Source organism: Paenibacillus silvestris (assembly GCF_009882985.1).
GTDB classification, from domain to species: domain Bacteria; phylum Bacillota; class Bacilli; order Paenibacillales; family NBRC-103111; genus Paenibacillus_E; species Paenibacillus_E silvestris.
This window is the reverse complement of the sequence record NZ_WTUZ01000014.1, coordinates 181,254-196,466: the sequence shown is the minus strand read 5'-3', so window position 1 is coordinate 196,466 and position 15,213 is coordinate 181,254. Positions and strand designations below refer to the sequence as shown.

Here is a 15,213-nt window from a genome sequence, read left to right as displayed (position 1 = left end):
GGAGCAAATCATGCTACTAGCGGGCGAGCGGGACGAGCCTGCTGCCCTTGACCATGGCCTCGCCGCACAAGGGGCACGCCTTCGCCGTTCGCCGCGATTCCTGCGGCGAAGAAATGCGCGACCAGGCTTTGCAGCCGGCCTGGCCGCAAACCCACGCCGCGACGAGCTCCGTCGCGGTCGGCTTCGCAGCAGCTGCCGTTCGCGGCGCGGCTGTCTTAGTCGGAGCCGCCGCCGCAGGCTTGCGGCTGTCGGTCACGTCCGCGCCAGGGAACGCGGACAGCAGGAAGCGGGAAGGCTCCGCCTTCTTCCCGCGATAATACGCCGGCGAGCTGATCAGCAGCTCGGCCTTGGCGCGCGTGACGGCGACGTAGGCGAGTCGCCGTTCTTCTTCAAGCGCGGCGGCGGTTTTGTCGCGCGCGGTGACACCAGCCAGCTGAACATCGTTCAGCTGGTTCGCCTCCAGTGCCGAGCTATGCGGCATGTTGCCCTCAATCGCACAGAGCAAGTAGACCACCTTGAACTCGAGGCCTTTCGATTTGTGAATCGTCATGAGCGAAACGCGGTTCGCAGCATGGCCTTTTTGCAGTGCGCTCATTTCGGTGCGTTTTATTGCGACTTCATGGATAAAATAAAGGAACTGCTCCACCGAATCAAAACGCTTGGCAGAGGATTCGAGCTCGTCCAGCGTCTCCTTGAGCATTTCCCGGTGATGCGTAAGCTTGCTGCGCTTATTCGTCTCCAAGAAGGCGTCGTAGAAATCTTTGCGGATCGCCTGGATGGCTGCCAACGGCTTCATTTCGGCGAGCGTTTTGATGAGACGGATGCGGCTTTTGAGCTTCTCTTTCTGAAAATCCTTCAGCTGCGGCAAGCCCAAGAGGTGGATGAGCGGCCACTTTTTAGCCTGAATCGCTTCCTGCTCTTGAATAATTCGCATGCCTTGGTCACGCCCTATATATAATGAAGGTAGGACACCCTCTATCGCTTCAAAATTGCGGCGCTCATGAGCAATCCGAAGATGATCGATAATCGGCTTTACCATCCATTGTTCATAGAAAGAATCGGTGCTGCCATAGTCGACAAAAGGCAAGTTATGCAGAATCAACTGCTCAATAATAGCCCTGCTGTTGCTTTGCGTCCGGTACAGAATGGCGAAATCCCCATACGCACAGCCACCTTCGGCGACTTTGACCCGTATATCATTGATTAACCAATCCGCCTCTTCGTCGCTGCTGGCAGGCCTTACATAGAGCGGTTTCGTTTCACTTTGCTTGGTGGCGAGCAGCGTCTTGTTTTTGCGCTTAACGTTATGCTTAATGATAGCATTGCCTAGCCCAACGATGCTTGAGGTGGATCGATAGTTAATATCAAGCGTGACTGTTGTCGCTGTAGGATACTGTTCGTGAAATTGTAAAATAAATTCATTCCGAGCGCCATTAAACGAATAAATCGTCTGGTCATCATCACCGACAACCATCAGATTCTGATGATTTTGAGCTATCATTTTAATAATCTCATACTGTACGGTGTTCGTATCCTGAAATTCATCGACGCTGATGTAAGAAAACTTTCGCTCCAGCGAGCGCAGGATATCACCATTATCTTTCAGCAACTGGTACGCGAGAATTAAAATATCGTCAAAATCGATCTTCATCTGCTCCATTTTCCACTGCTCATATTGCAGGAAAATACGCTTCATCTCCTGATCTTCTTCCGTATCTTCGGAAAGGTCGCTGACTTCGATGAGCTGCATTTTGTAGGAGGAAAGGATGGAGATGAGAACCTCAGGCTGGTAGGTATCCTGGAGTCCCATGCTCAGCATGATACGTTTGAAAACAATCTGTTGGAATCGGCCGTCGCTCAGAATCTCCTGATTGAAACCGTTCATCCGCAGCAAGCGGAGACAGAAGGCATGGAACGTCCTCACTTGCATCGAGTTGGTTATACTCGTATCAAGACCTGGGAGGGTGGCGAGGCGCTCCCGCATTTCTTCGGCGGCTTTTTTCGAAAAAGTAATCAGCAGCACATTCGACGGGTGCACCCGGTGGACGCGCAGCAAATAAGCGACTCGGCATACCAGCACCGTTGTTTTCCCAGAACCTGCTCCCGCTAACGTGAGAAGAGGGCCTTTGAAATGGCGCACAGCCTGTACCTGCGCTTGATTCAGCAAAATGCGATGGCGTTCTAAATCGCGAAAAAAATAAGCATCCCGATCCTCGTCGGGCACAAAATCTGAACTATTCGTTAACCGTGCCATCTGCGCATGCGGAACCTTTTGCTCAGTGGCCAGTTTAGAGCTTATTGGAGTAGGGTAAATAGAAAGAGAGTTCATTGGTAATCACCTGTTCCTTGCAGGACTGAACTACCTATTTTATCACAATTCTTGAGCAATGAAAGGATAACTCCGCCGATGGTTATATCTAACTTAAAATTGCTCTGGCACCAATTCCAAAAGCACGATGCAACGGGGCTGGCTGCGCAGTGTGCCTACTATTTCCTGCTGTCGCTGTTCCCGTTTCTGCTCTTTATTCTGAGTTTGCTCGGGTACCTGCCATTCTCATCTGATGATGTCGTGACGCTGATCAGGGACTACATACCGGGTGCTGTCTCCAGCTGGCTGGAAGATACCTTAAGCAATCTGCTCGATGTAAAAAGAGGAGGGACGTTGTCCTTCGGGATCATCCTCGCCTTAGTGAGCGCTAGTGCGGCGATGAACGCCATCGTGATAGCCGTGAACAAAGCCTACGGCTTGCCGGAGCGCAAAAGCTTCATTCACTCGCGTTTTCTGGCCGTCATGCTGACGCTGGGCATGCTTATTGTAATTGCTTCTGCGCTGCTTCTGAGTGTATTCGGTCATTGGATCGGCGACTGGGTTCAAGCGCATGTTCATCTGGCGACAACGAAGGTGGACATTTGGAATAATCTCCGTTGGGTCGTGAACTTCATCATCTTGTTCATCGTTTTCACAGGCATTTATTACATAGCTCCGAACACCTGTCTGACGTGTAAAAGTGTGCTCCCCGGCGCCTTGTTCGCCTCCCTGGGCTGGCAGGGGACTGGGCTGGGTTTCTCTTTCTATGTGAATAATTTTACGAATTATAGCGCCACTTACGGCAGTGTCGGGGGGATCATTGTCCTCATGACATGGTTCTATATTTCCGCTCTGCTTATTATTATCGGGGGAGAGATTAATGCCCTGAAGCATGTGAAGATGCAGGAGCATATTCACACGGTTTCACTGGATAAGCAGGATAAGCAGGGTGGAGATAAGGGGAAGGATGAGTAGGATAAGCAGGATAAGCAGGATAAGCAGGATAAGGGGGATAAGGGGGATAAGCGGGGTGGAGATGAGCTGAAGGATAAGCAGGTTAGCTGAGTGGAAATAAACGGAAGGATGAGCAAGATAGGTTATGCGGTGAAATTTCGGCCGCTCAGCTTTCACGAGCGCGCAGTTTCTGCGGCATTCAAGGCTGAAGCTCCACTTCGCCGCACCTCCCGCCGTGCCCTGCCGCGCCATTCCACGCCTTGTCGCACTTCCGCCGTGCCCTGCCGCGCCCTACAGCGCGCCGCCCCCACCTCATCCCGCAGAAATAACTGGAAAATCTCCAGTTAATCAGAGCTGCGACGCTCTACTGGAGGATATAACTGGAAAAACTACCTCTAATTCATCGGTGTTTGGGCAAATTTGGCGGATTCGGAGTAATTAGCGGTAGAAATTCCATCTACTTGCGCTAAATTGGATCAAGCGAGGAAAATAACGGTAGTAATCGGCGTTAATACTAGTAATCAATTTGTTCAGCAGCCAGCCCCACTGGGCCAAAGCCTCGCTTTCATAAAAAGACGGCAAAACCGAGCGGAACCCGCTTAGTTCTACCGTCTTTCCGTCTCTTCCACCTCTACCACTCCAAAATTCCGCCATCAATCCGCTTAATGCCACGAATCTTGCCTAACTGCTCCGCCAACCGGAACAAGGATAGATCCTTCATCTTCGCCTCAATCATGACGTCGATGCGTTCGAGTCCTGCTTCCTTGCAGCTTTTGAGAAAAGCGACCAGCTGCTCCGGCTCAATGTAGTCAGCATGGGAACGAAACTCCTTCGTATCTTTAGGGGACTTCGGAGATGAAACATGGATTTTCATGGGGATATCGCCCCAAGTCTTCGCGATCTGCGGGAGCAGCTCCTGAGGCGTTGCCTCCGAAGGGTTGCACCAATCATGATGCAAATCCAGCATGCAGGGACGCTCCAGCCTCTGGCTTACGGCGAGGGTTTCCTCTAGCGTGTAGGTTTTGTCGTCATTTTCAAAAGTCAGCCGTCGCATGATATGATCCGGCACCTCGGGCGTCTTCGTGAACAGCCGCTCTGTCGCGGCTGCTTTGTCACCGTACACGCCTCCGACGTGGATATTGATGATGGCCGATTCATCAAGCCCCATCCCATCGAGAATCGCTGCGTGGTAGCGCAAATCTTGAATCGCAGCAGCAACGACCGAGTCACTCCCGTTCAGCAGCGTGAACTGGTTGGGATGCATGCTGAGGCGAATGTCGTGCGCCTGAGCAAAGTCGCCGAGCTTCTTAAGCTCGTCTTTGTATTCGCTGGCCACGTCGATTTGCACATCCGGATGAGTGGCTAGCGGAATGAGCGACGAAGAGAGACGAAACAAGCGAATGCCATGAGCGGCATTGTAAAAGAGGATGCGCTGCGTTGCCTCGAGATTCTTGCGTCCAATAGCAATCGCACGCTGCGTGGCTTCCTCACGCGGACGCTGGGAGAACAGCTTATACGTAAACGTCGAGCTAGGTGTATTATTAAAAATCGCGAGTGCAATCGATACGAATCCGAGTCGGATAATCATAGAACCTCCCGTTAAAAGCACTTATAAAGTTACCGTTAATGTGCCCTCTGGCAGATATTTTAAGGCATAAAAGCAAGAAAAGACACCCCTTAAGGCGTCTTTATCTTAATCCGATTTGGTTTATTTAAACCCGTTCAACCTTCAACAGGTTGGTAGTTCCTGATTTTCCTACAGGCACACCAGCGGAAACGACAGTGAGGTCGCCTTTTTTCACATAGCCGAGTGTTTCAGCATGTCCGATAGCCGAGCGAATCATCGCATCAGTAGAGTCACAGAACTCCCCATGGATCGGGATTACGCCTTGTACCATGCTAAGCAGATTGATCGCGTACTCGTTGGATGTCACCGCGATAATCGGTGCTTCCGGACGATACTTGGCGATCATCCGTGCCGTGAAGCCGCTCTCTGTCGGTGTCAGAATCGCCGCAGCCTTCAGCTTATTCGCGGAGGATACAACGGCTTGGCACAGCACTTCCGTCACTTCGTTGTTCGATTGCAGCTGTGCATCGATCATGGAGCTGCGCTCCATCGTTTGCTCAACGCGCTCGGCAATTGTCGCCATCATCGTCACGGACTCGATGGGATATTTGCCCGCGGCGGTTTCGCCGGAGAGCATGACCATGTCACTGCCGTCAAGTACAGCGTTCGCGACATCGCTCACTTCGGCGCGCGTCGGACGCGGGTTACGCTGCATGGAGTCAAGCATTTGCGTTGCTGTAATAACTGGCTTGCCAGCTAGATTACAAGCACGGATCATATCTTTTTGCGCGATCGGTACTTCTTCTGTGGGAATTTCTACGCCAAGATCACCGCGCGCAACCATGATACCGTCAGACGCCTCAAGAATGGATGCGAAGTTCGTCATGCCTTCTTCGTTCTCAATTTTTGAGATAATCGGCGTATTGCCTGCACCATGCTGTTCTAGAATTCCGCGAACTTCCTGAACGTCGTTACCGTTACGGACGAAGGACATCGCGACGATAGAGATATTTTCTTCCACACCGAATTTAATGTGCATCACGTCACGCTCTGTTACACCCGGTAGAGATGTGCGCACACCTGGCAAGTTCACACCTTTGCGCTGCTTCAGAACGCTTTGGTTCAAGACGCTGCAGATCACTTCTGTGCCATCGATGGATTCAACACGAAGCTCAATGGAGCCGTCATCGATGAGAACGAGATTGCCTGGCTTAACGTCCTGCGGGAGACCTGGGTAATTCACGGAAACACGGTTGCCGTCGCCAATGATTTGCTCCGTCGTCAAGACGATGCGATCACCGGTTTTCAAATCATAAGAAGCATCTTTCAATTGCCCGATGCGGATTTCCGGTCCTTTGATATCCATCAGAATCGGAACGACAACACCTAACTCTTGAGCTGCTTGACGTACGCGCTGAATGCGGCCGCGGTGCTCATCCAAATCGCCGTGCGCCATATTTAATCGGGCAACGCTCATACCAGAGCGAATTAATTCCTTCAGAGTAGGGATCGAATCGCAAGCAGGTCCCATGGTACAAATGATTTTCGTTTTACGCATTGTTCAGGACTTCCTTTCATTGTGGACGAATCAATTTTGGCTTCATTATATGCCTTTTTTCGACAAAACTCTATGAATTATAGTATGCTATATGAATTATAGTATTCAGGCGGTGGAAAATGAAGGTAACGAGTTACACGTTTGATAAAAGCAGCAATTGGTATGGGGAATGGCAGGAGGGTTGCCAGGATTGGACGCTTGTACTTGTTACTTACGGCCGCTGTGTGTATTGGATCGAGGAAAAAAAGCAAGTGCTGGAGAAGGGGCAATGGCTGCTCATCCCGAGCAGTATTCCCTTTTATGGGCGAAGTGTTCCAACCATGCTGCACGAAAAATATGTCGTTCAATTTGATCCAGGAACCGTTCAAGCCTCTTTCCCGCTTTTCAAACTAGCCAGAGCCGCAAGCCGATCCACAAGTAAATACGAACTGATTCTCGATCGTCTGCGGCATATCCATCAGCAATGGCAAGACAAACAGCCCTATTATCAGACGCTGTGTGAAGCGCTGCTAACAGAGCTGTTCGTTTATTTGCATAGAGAGTGGGATCAGGAGGCTGCCACGAGTGCTACACTCCAACTGGTTGAGCATATGAAGAGCTACATCCAGAACCACTACCGGGAGCATGTCACCAAGGAGGAGTTGGGTACTTGCATTAGTAGATCAGCGAACTACGCGGCAACCCTTTTTCGCAAAGTAACCGGCCAGACGATCAGTGAATACGTGCATGCTGCAAGGATCAAAACGGCCATATATATGCTCAGGCATTCGGCATTGACGGTGACGGAAATATCCGATTTCATCGGGTACAATGACCCATCTTATTTTTATCGTGTGTTCAAAAGATTAACGGGATTAGTGCCGACTGACTTGGTCTCTGATCGCGAGAATGTACGTAAGTAAAGGGAATTGGTCCTCCGTATTTACATAGTTCCGCCGCCACGGCGCACTTCAGGTGGGATCTTCTCAGGACCTTTATCAATATTCTGGTAAATAAAAGTGCCGACACTGGCTTCGTCAAACTTCGGAAGCTGCATCGTCTTCGTCCAAGCGGTTACGACAACCTCTTTATCGCTGGGCACATCTGGATTAGGTACAGCAAGCACACCAGCGCCGGCTTGTTTGAATTTGCTTAAATATTCGAGGCGGTCCTTGAGCTCTTGAGGCGCATCGGGGTGGTAATAGATAATGATATCTCCATGCTCCAAATTATGGACAAGCATCGCATACGTCGGTCTTTCCTTGTAAAATCCGAACTTCAAGTCATGCGGACTGTGCGTGCCTGAGGTTGGAATTTTCATCTCGTAGGTTAACATCCCCTCATCATGACCACGCCCGTAATCTTTATCCGTAATGACCTCGATGGGCGCATTATAGTTAAGCTTATCTACGCTATATTTGTTGGATGAGGACTGGATCAGGGAAGTTCCCAAAGAGCAGACTGCCAAAATAATTAACGTATGGGAGAGAATCAGCCAAGTCTTGTGCTTTTTGTGGAGGGCTTGTTTCTCCGCTTTCTTCAGCTTGCTCGTGTTCGCTTTATTCGTCTTAGCGGCAAATACATAACCAAAGATGGCCAAAATGAAAAGGGCTGCCCCTATATAAAGCAAAATCGCTGTAAGATCCGATCCATTCTGAATGTTGGAATTGTCCATTTGATATGAGCTCCTTTACGTTTATATTCCTTCATACACTACATATTGTAGTTTCGATAGAGACAAGAAGTCAAATTCTTTGTGAAGTTCCCGATTTCAGCTTTAAAAAAGGAGGATTTTCCCTTATACCTGTTGAATCATGTAGCAAAATGTCTATTTTTGTAGAAAAAATGGGGGATGACCAGATGACAGCACAGTTGCTAGAACTACATAAAAGAAACGGATTAATGGTGAAGCTATTGTGGGCTTGTTTGGTATTAGGAATGGGAGCTTCCTATAGGTCCATGGGAGTAGTAATGACGCTGCTCGCTTTTGGGGCTCCTATCGCGTTATTGTGCACGCTGCTGATCTGGAGGAAAATCGGGGTCACTTATACCAAGTATGTCATTGCAATAGGCCTTAATGTGATTTCGTACTTCTTTATGACACATAATGTCGCTTTATCCAGCATGCTTATCTTGTACCTAAGTTTAGCGCTTGTCTCCTTGTATATGGATTACAGGCCGCTGCTGCTTAATGGCGTGATCGGAATCGTTAATTTGAATTACTTCTGTTCCACGTTGTCAGGTCCTATTGACTACATCGCGATCAATGCTTTTTATGTGCTAATCATTATGACGCTTATTGGTCAAGGTCAGATAGGAAGCAGATTATTAAGCCGTGTAGCACAGAGTGCTCGTGAATCTGAAGTGTCGCGGATGAAGACAGAAGAGGTATTGACAGGTGTCCGTACGACAACAGAAGTACTAGGAACTTCCAGCAATACACTTCATGAAAATGCCTCCGTTACCGGCAGAATCACGGAAGAAGTTGTAGCGGCTTTCCAAGAGATCTCAATCGGTATTGAGTCGCAAGCAACCTCCATCACAGACATTACAACGGCAATCCAAGAAGTGAATGAGACGGTGGAGATGACCTCTTCCGCATCGGATACGATGAGCAGCAGGTCCCGGGATACTGCCCGCATGACGAATGAAGGCAAGAATCAAATGGAAGATCTGACGCATAAAATCAAGGACATTACCGTCATCGTAACGGAAACGTCGAACATCATGAATGAAGTGAACGAAGAAAATGTGAAAATCGGAAATATCGTGACGACGATTGCCGACATTGCTAATCAGACGAATCTGCTCTCCCTCAATGCTTCCATCGAGGCTGCTCGTGCTGGGGAACATGGCAAAGGATTTGCCGTAGTTGCTGGCGAGATTCGGAAGCTTGCGCAGAACGCACACGTGGCTTCAACGGATATTTCAGAGATTCTGGGCTCCATTCAGCAAAAGGTCGAAACAGCGGTAGAGAAAGTGGCCGTTGGTAAGATAGCCGTAGAATCGGGTAAAAAATCAGCGGAAAGCGTTGATCAACTATTCGAAGTGATTAACACGAATACTGCGGAAGTCATGGAGCAAGCGGAGAACTTGCAGCGCATGAATCAACAATTGCAAATGTCGTCCCAGAAGGTTGCTGAGGAAATGACATCCGTCGCAGCGATCACCGAAGAGTCGGCCGCATCCGTGCAGCAAGTGCTCGCTAGCGCAGAGGTTCAGCAGAAGCGAGTGGAAGATATTGTTGACAGCATCCGCCAGTTATACGGATTGACGCTGGATCTAAAGCTTTTGATTGAAAAATAATTTCGCAAAGGCATTGCCAAATATCGGTTAATCCGATACAGTTAAGCCAAATGAATAGCAACACGGGTGCTTGATGAAGTCAGGCTGAGATAGTGGCCCTATGCCACTGACCGTTAATCTGATCTGGGTAATGCCAGCGTAGAGAATTGGAGTGCCTTTCTGCACTAATTTTATGCCTGCCGCATCCCGGTAGGCTTTTTTTGTCGTGTTCGTCTATCTCATTTTACAAATTGTATCTAGGAAAAGGAGTGGGAAGAAGAAATGGCACAAAAAGAAACAGGAGCAAAAGGATTAAAATTGACCGATATCTTGGTTACGATCGTGATCGCAGCGGTATTTGGGGTGATTTACCGCATATGGGGTCCGATGTACGATCTTCTAAAACCGATTGGTCTGCACGCTGAGCAGTTAAGCTACGGCATGTGGTTCATGGCGGCTACATTTGCTTTTCTGGTTATTCGTAAACCAGGTGTCGCCTTATTGGCTGAAGTAGCAGCCGCGACGATTGAAGCGCTTTTTGGAGGTTCATGGGGGGTATCGACACTTGCTTATGGTATCCTTCAAGGACTTGGAGCAGAGCTCATTTTCGCACTTTTCCTGTATCGTCGGGCGAATGTGGGTGTAACGGTGCTTGCGTCCTTCGCGTCTGCCGTGCTTTCGCTGTTTGTAGATAAATATTATGGCTATATTGATCAGTTAACGTTCTGGAATTATTGCTTATTTATTGGACTTCGTCTCGCTGGTTCTGCCATCATCGCTGGCGTATTCGCCTATTACTTGGCCAAAGCATTGGCTCGTACCGGAGTGCTTAATTTGGTTCGCCCCGTTTCTAAGAAAGATTACGACGTACTGGGGTAATGGGTATGAGCGAGGAAATTGGCGTTACCAACCTGCGGTTAAAATATCCTGGTGAAGAGGTTCCCCTGTTATTTCAAGGGGTTTCCTTTTCGGTGATGCCGGGGGAAAAAGTGTTGCTGCTCGGGCCAGGCGGCTGCGGTAAATCGACGCTGCTGCAAGTGCTAAGCGGGATTGTCCCCGATATCATCGAGATTCCACTTAAGGCGGATAAGCTTGTCACACCAAGTCGCTGGGGCTATGTGTTTCAAGATCCAGATGCTCAGTTCTGCATGCCTTATGTGGATGAGGAAGTTGCTTTTGTTTTGGAAAATAGGCAAGTCCCTCGTGAGGAAATGCCCGCCCGCATTGCGCACTATCTGAGCTTAGTGGGACTACAGCTCGAAGATGCTCATACCTTAATCAACCAACTGTCTCAGGGGATGAAACAGCGGTTGGCGATTGCAAGTGTCCTCGCCTTGGAGCCTGAAGTTCTTTTTCTGGATGAGCCTACGGCGCTGTTAGATGAAGAGGGAACGGCGCTTGTATGGGATACGATCCGGTCCATAAGCGCTGACAAAACATTAGTCATTGTGGAGCACAAAATCAGCGGTATTCTCGATCTCATCGATCGTCTAATTGTGATCTCTCCAGATGGCGAAATACTGGCTGATGGCTCACCACAAGCCGTGTTCGAAGGGTACAAAAAGCAGCTAGCCGACTATGGCATTTGGTACCCGGGCGTCTGGGACGATAGCCATATCGAGCGCTTAAGTGGCAATGATACGGCTGACAATCGGCAGCCAATCATGAGCTTTCGGGATTTCACCGGACTTCGCGGCGGACAGATCAAGACCTCTGTGGATAACTTGAGCGTTTATCCTGGTGACTGGATCACGATCATCGGCGCTAATGGTGCAGGCAAAAGCTCACTCCTGCTCGCCATTATGCGGCTCATCCCGACCAAGGGCAGCTGCTGGATCGAGGGGGTGAAGGGCACCAAAATCGAGCAGCTTGCGGAGCAAGTAGGCTTCGTGTTTCAGAATCCCGAATTTCAATTCGTCACGAATTCGGTGGAGGAAGAGCTGCTCTACTCCTTGCCGGAGGCGGAGGAGGGGAGGGGCGCACAGCAGGCGCTTCTTGAGGAACTGCTGTGGCAGTACGATCTGCTCGCGCTGCGCAAGCGGCATCCGTTCCAGCTCTCGATGGGCCAAAAGCGCCGCTTGAGCGTAGCTTCTGCGATGGTTCGCAGACCGCGTATCCTGCTGCTGGATGAACCCACCTTCGGGCTCGACGCACGCGGTACGATGCGCATGCTGGAGCAGCTGGAACGGCTGCGCGCAAGCGGGACCGTCATCGTGATGGTGACGCACGATGAGGAGATCGTCAAACGCTGCGCCACGCGCGTTTGGCAGGTTGAAGCCGGCCATGTGAGGGAACAGTCTGCGACTTTCGCAGCACACACCAGGGAGGGAGCGAGGGTGGTATGCAAATAACGTTCACGTACCGTGAAACCTGGCTGCATCGGGTCAATCCAGGAGTGAAGCTTGTCCTATCCCTGCTTCTGTTTGTTCTTGTTGTATTCACGCATAATCTGAATACAATGATGTATTTAACAGCGGGAGCGCTGGTGCTGCTGTTCTTTTTTTCAGGCCAGCCGCTGCGGCGTTTGCTGCTGTATGCTTCGCCGTTCCTGCTCATCTTCATCTCCTCTGCGGCAGGGATGATGATGTTCGGAAGCGGGGACACGGAGTGGTTTCGCTTCGGATTCATCCGAATCACGGAAGAAAGCTTCTATCGTGGCCTGCATCTGGGCTTCCGAGGCCTGCAGGTCGCGGCGGTCGGACTGTTGTTCAGCTTGACGACCCGGCCGGTTGCCTTATTTTATGCGCTGATGCAGCAGTGGAAAGTGGCGCCGAAGTACGCCTACAGCTTCCTTGCCGCTCTGCGCATGATGCCGCTTATGCTGGAGGAATTCCAAACCTTGCGCTATGCGCTCAAGGTACGGGGCAGGAAAAGAAAGCGCAACTGGCTTACAGACTGGTACACAACGCTGCGCATGTATGCCATTCCACTCCTTGCCCAGAGCATCCGCCGCGCTCACCGAACAGCCGTGGCGATGGAAGCGAAGCGTTTTTCCACACATACCAAACGGACTTATTACTATCAATCCAGTTATTCCAAGTTAGATATTTATTTTATGGTTTACTGGCTTCTTCTTGCTGTATTCGCGCATTGGGCGGGGACGGCGTTACCCATTTGGCAGGCCTTTGACGTACGATAGACGAAGCAGCCTATTGCCCCCATTTGAGCAATAGAGTAACCTCACAGCAAGGAATGTCATTTGCTCCAGGTTCAATTGTGAACTTAACAGAGCTTGGTGAGTAGCTGGTTACAATCATAGATTTGCAGCCGAAGGAGTGGACAATACGATCCACTTCTTTTTGATTTCCCTGCTGAGCATGTGTCATTAGCTCGCGAGCGATGGCGGGTTCAGCTAGCTTTTGAGTGAGAAGGGAAGCGTCCTTGAGCAGATGATTAGACGACACAATCGAGTTGGAAAGTATTTTAGAATCAACGGTTGGATAATCACGGGGTATGGTCGAATGCTTGTTGAAATGGGGGTAATGCTGCTCCCAACCTGCCCAAATTTCTGGCTGATCTTGATGCTCATATAAGCCATAAGCACGATAATAGGAAGGAGCGGATACAGTCGGTGAATGAGGATACAAGGGCTGTTGATGAAAGTAATAACCAGGGTAGTTATACATGGGACGAACCCCTTTTCATGGGAGATTAGGCATGAGTGCGCATTAGCAATATATGTAAAATGGGCATCTTGGTGCATGAGCCGCGCTGAATGCAAAAAAAGGCCACCCTAAGTAGATTAACTACTTAAGGTGGCCTGTAGCTCTCTTGAGCTCTAGTACATGGCTTATCTGCGTGTCATTGTTACAAAACTTGTTGCTTTTTGACCGGATGGGGTTACTGCTGTTAATTCAAAGGATGCTACTTTTCCTTCAACTTGAACTTTACCATCTGTTCCAACCTTGACAGTACCTACAGGGTCGACACCATTACCTTTTACATCATTGGTTATAAAAAGTGTACCTAGAGCAAAGTTATAATCGGCAATCTCTGTATTTTCATAAGTAATGCCATAATTGTCTGTCACAGAAAGATCCATTTCCGTATATGGATCAATTTCAGCTTTCTCGGAACCAACATCACCCGTCATTTCTTTCGTAATGGAAGTTTCGTCGGCTTTAATCTCTTTCGCATTCACTGCGTCACTGGTAACTGTGACTGTTACATGTAACTGTTTAACATCACCGTTCCCAATTTGAACAGACACGCTAATATCTGCCGTTCCAGCTTTGTTGCCGATGACGTATGCATGATGGTCAGCTGTAACATCTACTTTTGCAACGCCTGTGTTAGACGAGAACACAGATTGAACAATGCCCGGAGTTGCTATAATGTCGCCGTTATCGTCTTTAACTTGAATTTCAATTTCTTTGGCAAATTTACTTTTTGTAGGATCTTCGGCAATTGCCGGAGTGATCGTTCCTGTTGCTGAGCTTGTTAATCCGCTATCGATTACGGAAGCTAACGTGTAATTACCAACAATTGAAATGTTGCCAGTGTTAGCTGCAGCTACGTTGAAGCTTCCAGATGCTGTTTTGATCGTAGAAGCGTCTAGCCCGCCAAGCGTTACTACATAATCTCCCGCTGGAAGCGCAGCGTCAACAGCGATGGTTGCTGTAAGGCCATCTGCCGACCATGTTGTTGTTGCAGGAACCGTTGTCGTGCCATTTTTAAGCGTGAATGTTGCTTTAGCTGTGTCCACTTTTTTGTTCAGAGAAACGGTGACTTGCTTATTGTCGGTTGAAGCTTGAACTTTTGTGATCGAAATGAGTGTTTGGTTGTCAAAAGCTTGCTGCGCCGCGTAAGAGCTTTGAACAAGGTCAGCGCGGTTAGCTGCTTGATCTCCGGATTTCCCAGTTGGATGAATCCCAAGATCAGTTGCCTGTTTGACAGCATCCGTGTACCAAGGCGTGCCAGCTACGGAGACTTTTTTGCCTAGTCCTTTAAGAAGCAAGGTATCAAGTTGACCAGCAGTTACGGAGTCACCAGGGACGAATGTTGTATCGGTAACGCCGTCAATCAGTCCAGCTTTTTTGGCAGCTTCGATGTAAGGAATTGCCCATCCGTTAGCGGAATCATCTGCATGAACGTCAGTAAAGCTGGACACCTTAACGGAAGGATCTACTTTAATGTCATAGATGAGAGTTGCTACTTTTGCAAATTGTGCGCGAGTCATATTTTGCGTGATACCGAATGTGTTGTCGGATACGCCTTCGAATATATCGGACGCCAGCATAGCGTCAATTTTGGCTTTTAATGAAGCGTCGATAGTAGCTAAGTCGGTGAAATCAGCGCTAGTTTTGCCAGCAGCAGATGCAGGGTGAGTTAGCGCAGCGGAAGTGAACAAAGAGAAAGCCATAGCAGCTGTTGCGATCATTGTTAGTTTTTTCATCTAGTACCTCCTAGGATTTGAATAAAATATGAAGCTATGAATCTAGCAAGCAATCGTGCGTCGTTCTGTTGCTATAACTATAGCTTGCCTGATAGTCTATGTCATTGTCAAATTCTTGGCAGTCGAGGTAGAAGAGTGCTAAAAGTAAGTTGGGGCAAGTTGTCCCT

At 49.2% G+C, this 15,213-nt stretch carries 13 protein-coding genes and 1 riboswitch; of the genes, 6 read left to right on the top strand and 7 right to left on the bottom strand.

The features are described 5' to 3' along the window. Positions 1–16: 16 nt before the first annotated feature. On the bottom strand, positions 17–2,329 hold the full coding sequence (locus GQF01_RS10755) for a UvrD-helicase domain-containing protein (protein WP_161406779.1): 2,313 nt from the start codon (positions 2,327–2,329) through the stop codon (positions 17–19). A 78-nt stretch (positions 2,330–2,407) separates the two neighbouring features. Between GQF01_RS10755 and GQF01_RS10750 the strand changes: the two genes are divergently transcribed. Continuing rightward, positions 2,408–3,283: a YihY/virulence factor BrkB family protein gene (locus tag GQF01_RS10750; RefSeq protein ID WP_161406778.1), complete on the top strand. Its 876-nt coding sequence runs from the start codon at positions 2,408–2,410 to the stop codon at positions 3,281–3,283. Positions 3,284–3,700: 417 nt separating this feature from the next. On the opposite strand, the gene GQF01_RS10745 is transcribed toward GQF01_RS10750, so the two are convergent. The 3 genes from GQF01_RS10745 to pyk form a co-directional block, all read right to left on the bottom strand. Further along, positions 3,701–3,916, bottom strand: a complete 216-nt coding sequence (locus GQF01_RS10745; protein ID WP_161406777.1) for a hypothetical protein — start codon at positions 3,914–3,916, stop codon at positions 3,701–3,703. Beyond that, positions 3,894–4,850: a UV DNA damage repair endonuclease UvsE gene (uvsE, locus tag GQF01_RS10740; RefSeq protein ID WP_161406776.1), complete on the bottom strand. Its 957-nt coding sequence runs from the start codon at positions 4,848–4,850 to the stop codon at positions 3,894–3,896. The genes GQF01_RS10745 and uvsE overlap by 23 nt, the downstream gene beginning before the upstream one ends. Positions 4,851–4,974: 124 nt before the next feature. After that, the gene (gene pyk / locus GQF01_RS10735) at positions 4,975–6,387 is read right to left on the bottom strand and encodes a pyruvate kinase (protein ID WP_161406775.1); all 1,413 of its coding nucleotides are present in this window, start codon (positions 6,385–6,387) and stop codon (positions 4,975–4,977) included. A gap of 119 nt (positions 6,388–6,506) precedes the next feature. Here pyk and GQF01_RS10730 point away from each other — a divergent pair, with 119 nt between their 5' ends. Continuing rightward, the gene (locus GQF01_RS10730; RefSeq protein ID WP_161406774.1) at positions 6,507–7,289 is read left to right on the top strand and encodes an AraC family transcriptional regulator; all 783 of its coding nucleotides are present in this window, start codon (positions 6,507–6,509) and stop codon (positions 7,287–7,289) included. A gap of 20 nt (positions 7,290–7,309) precedes the next feature. On the opposite strand, the gene GQF01_RS10725 is transcribed toward GQF01_RS10730, so the two are convergent. Then, positions 7,310–8,041, bottom strand: a complete 732-nt coding sequence (locus GQF01_RS10725; RefSeq protein WP_161406773.1) for a DUF3105 domain-containing protein — start codon at positions 8,039–8,041, stop codon at positions 7,310–7,312. A 185-nt stretch (positions 8,042–8,226) separates the two neighbouring features. Between GQF01_RS10725 and GQF01_RS10720 the strand changes: the two genes are divergently transcribed. From GQF01_RS10720 to GQF01_RS10705, 4 genes are all read left to right on the top strand, one after another. After that, positions 8,227–9,672 carry a methyl-accepting chemotaxis protein gene (locus tag GQF01_RS10720; RefSeq protein ID WP_161406772.1) on the top strand — a complete coding sequence of 482 codons (1,446 nt, stop codon included), beginning with the start codon at positions 8,227–8,229 and terminating at the stop codon, positions 9,670–9,672. Between the two features lie 52 nt (positions 9,673–9,724). Continuing rightward, positions 9,725–9,834: riboswitch (TPP riboswitch) on the top strand. A 99-nt stretch (positions 9,835–9,933) separates the two neighbouring features. Beyond that, the gene (locus GQF01_RS10715) at positions 9,934–10,530 is read left to right on the top strand and encodes an ECF transporter S component (RefSeq protein ID WP_161406771.1); all 597 of its coding nucleotides are present in this window, start codon (positions 9,934–9,936) and stop codon (positions 10,528–10,530) included. 5 nt (positions 10,531–10,535) lie between these two features. Beyond that, positions 10,536–12,002, top strand: a complete 1,467-nt coding sequence (locus tag GQF01_RS10710; RefSeq protein ID WP_407945401.1) for an ABC transporter ATP-binding protein — start codon at positions 10,536–10,538, stop codon at positions 12,000–12,002. After that, positions 11,993–12,790: an energy-coupling factor transporter transmembrane component T family protein gene (locus GQF01_RS10705; RefSeq protein WP_161406769.1), complete on the top strand. Its 798-nt coding sequence runs from the start codon at positions 11,993–11,995 to the stop codon at positions 12,788–12,790. The genes GQF01_RS10710 and GQF01_RS10705 overlap by 10 nt, the downstream gene beginning before the upstream one ends. Before the next feature lie 10 nt (positions 12,791–12,800). On the opposite strand, the gene GQF01_RS10700 is transcribed toward GQF01_RS10705, so the two are convergent. Together GQF01_RS10700 and GQF01_RS10695 are read right to left on the bottom strand one after the other, a co-directional pair. Then, entirely contained in the window at positions 12,801–13,277 is a 477-nt protein-coding gene (locus tag GQF01_RS10700; RefSeq protein ID WP_161406768.1) for a hypothetical protein, read from the bottom strand. A gap of 164 nt (positions 13,278–13,441) precedes the next feature. Further along, complete coding sequence (locus tag GQF01_RS10695; RefSeq protein ID WP_161406767.1) at positions 13,442–15,046, bottom strand: S-layer homology domain-containing protein; 1,605 nt, start codon at positions 15,044–15,046, stop codon at positions 13,442–13,444. Positions 15,047–15,213 lie beyond the last annotated feature (167 nt).

Bases quoted from the DNA above. Each gene is read 5' to 3' on its own strand.
- GQF01_RS10755 (WP_161406779.1), bottom strand. From the start codon at position 2,329: ATGAACTCTCTTTCTATTTACCCTACTCCAATAAGCTCTAAACTGGCC.
- GQF01_RS10750 (WP_161406778.1), top strand. From the start codon at position 2,408: ATGGTTATATCTAACTTAAAATTGCTCTGGCACCAATTCCAAAAGCAC.
- GQF01_RS10745 (WP_161406777.1), bottom strand. From the start codon at position 3,916: ATGGCGGAATTTTGGAGTGGTAGAGGTGGAAGAGACGGAAAGACGGTA.
- uvsE (WP_161406776.1), bottom strand. From the start codon at position 4,850: ATGATTATCCGACTCGGATTCGTATCGATTGCACTCGCGATTTTTAAT.
- pyk (WP_161406775.1), bottom strand. From the start codon at position 6,387: ATGCGTAAAACGAAAATCATTTGTACCATGGGACCTGCTTGCGATTCG.
- GQF01_RS10730 (WP_161406774.1), top strand. From the start codon at position 6,507: ATGAAGGTAACGAGTTACACGTTTGATAAAAGCAGCAATTGGTATGGG.
- GQF01_RS10725 (WP_161406773.1), bottom strand. From the start codon at position 8,041: ATGGACAATTCCAACATTCAGAATGGATCGGATCTTACAGCGATTTTG.
- GQF01_RS10720 (WP_161406772.1), top strand. From the start codon at position 8,227: ATGACAGCACAGTTGCTAGAACTACATAAAAGAAACGGATTAATGGTG.
- GQF01_RS10715 (WP_161406771.1), top strand. From the start codon at position 9,934: ATGGCACAAAAAGAAACAGGAGCAAAAGGATTAAAATTGACCGATATC.
- GQF01_RS10710 (WP_407945401.1), top strand. From the start codon at position 10,536: ATGAGCGAGGAAATTGGCGTTACCAACCTGCGGTTAAAATATCCTGGT.
- GQF01_RS10705 (WP_161406769.1), top strand. From the start codon at position 11,993: ATGCAAATAACGTTCACGTACCGTGAAACCTGGCTGCATCGGGTCAAT.
- GQF01_RS10700 (WP_161406768.1), bottom strand. From the start codon at position 13,277: ATGTATAACTACCCTGGTTATTACTTTCATCAACAGCCCTTGTATCCT.
- GQF01_RS10695 (WP_161406767.1), bottom strand. From the start codon at position 15,046: ATGAAAAAACTAACAATGATCGCAACAGCTGCTATGGCTTTCTCTTTG.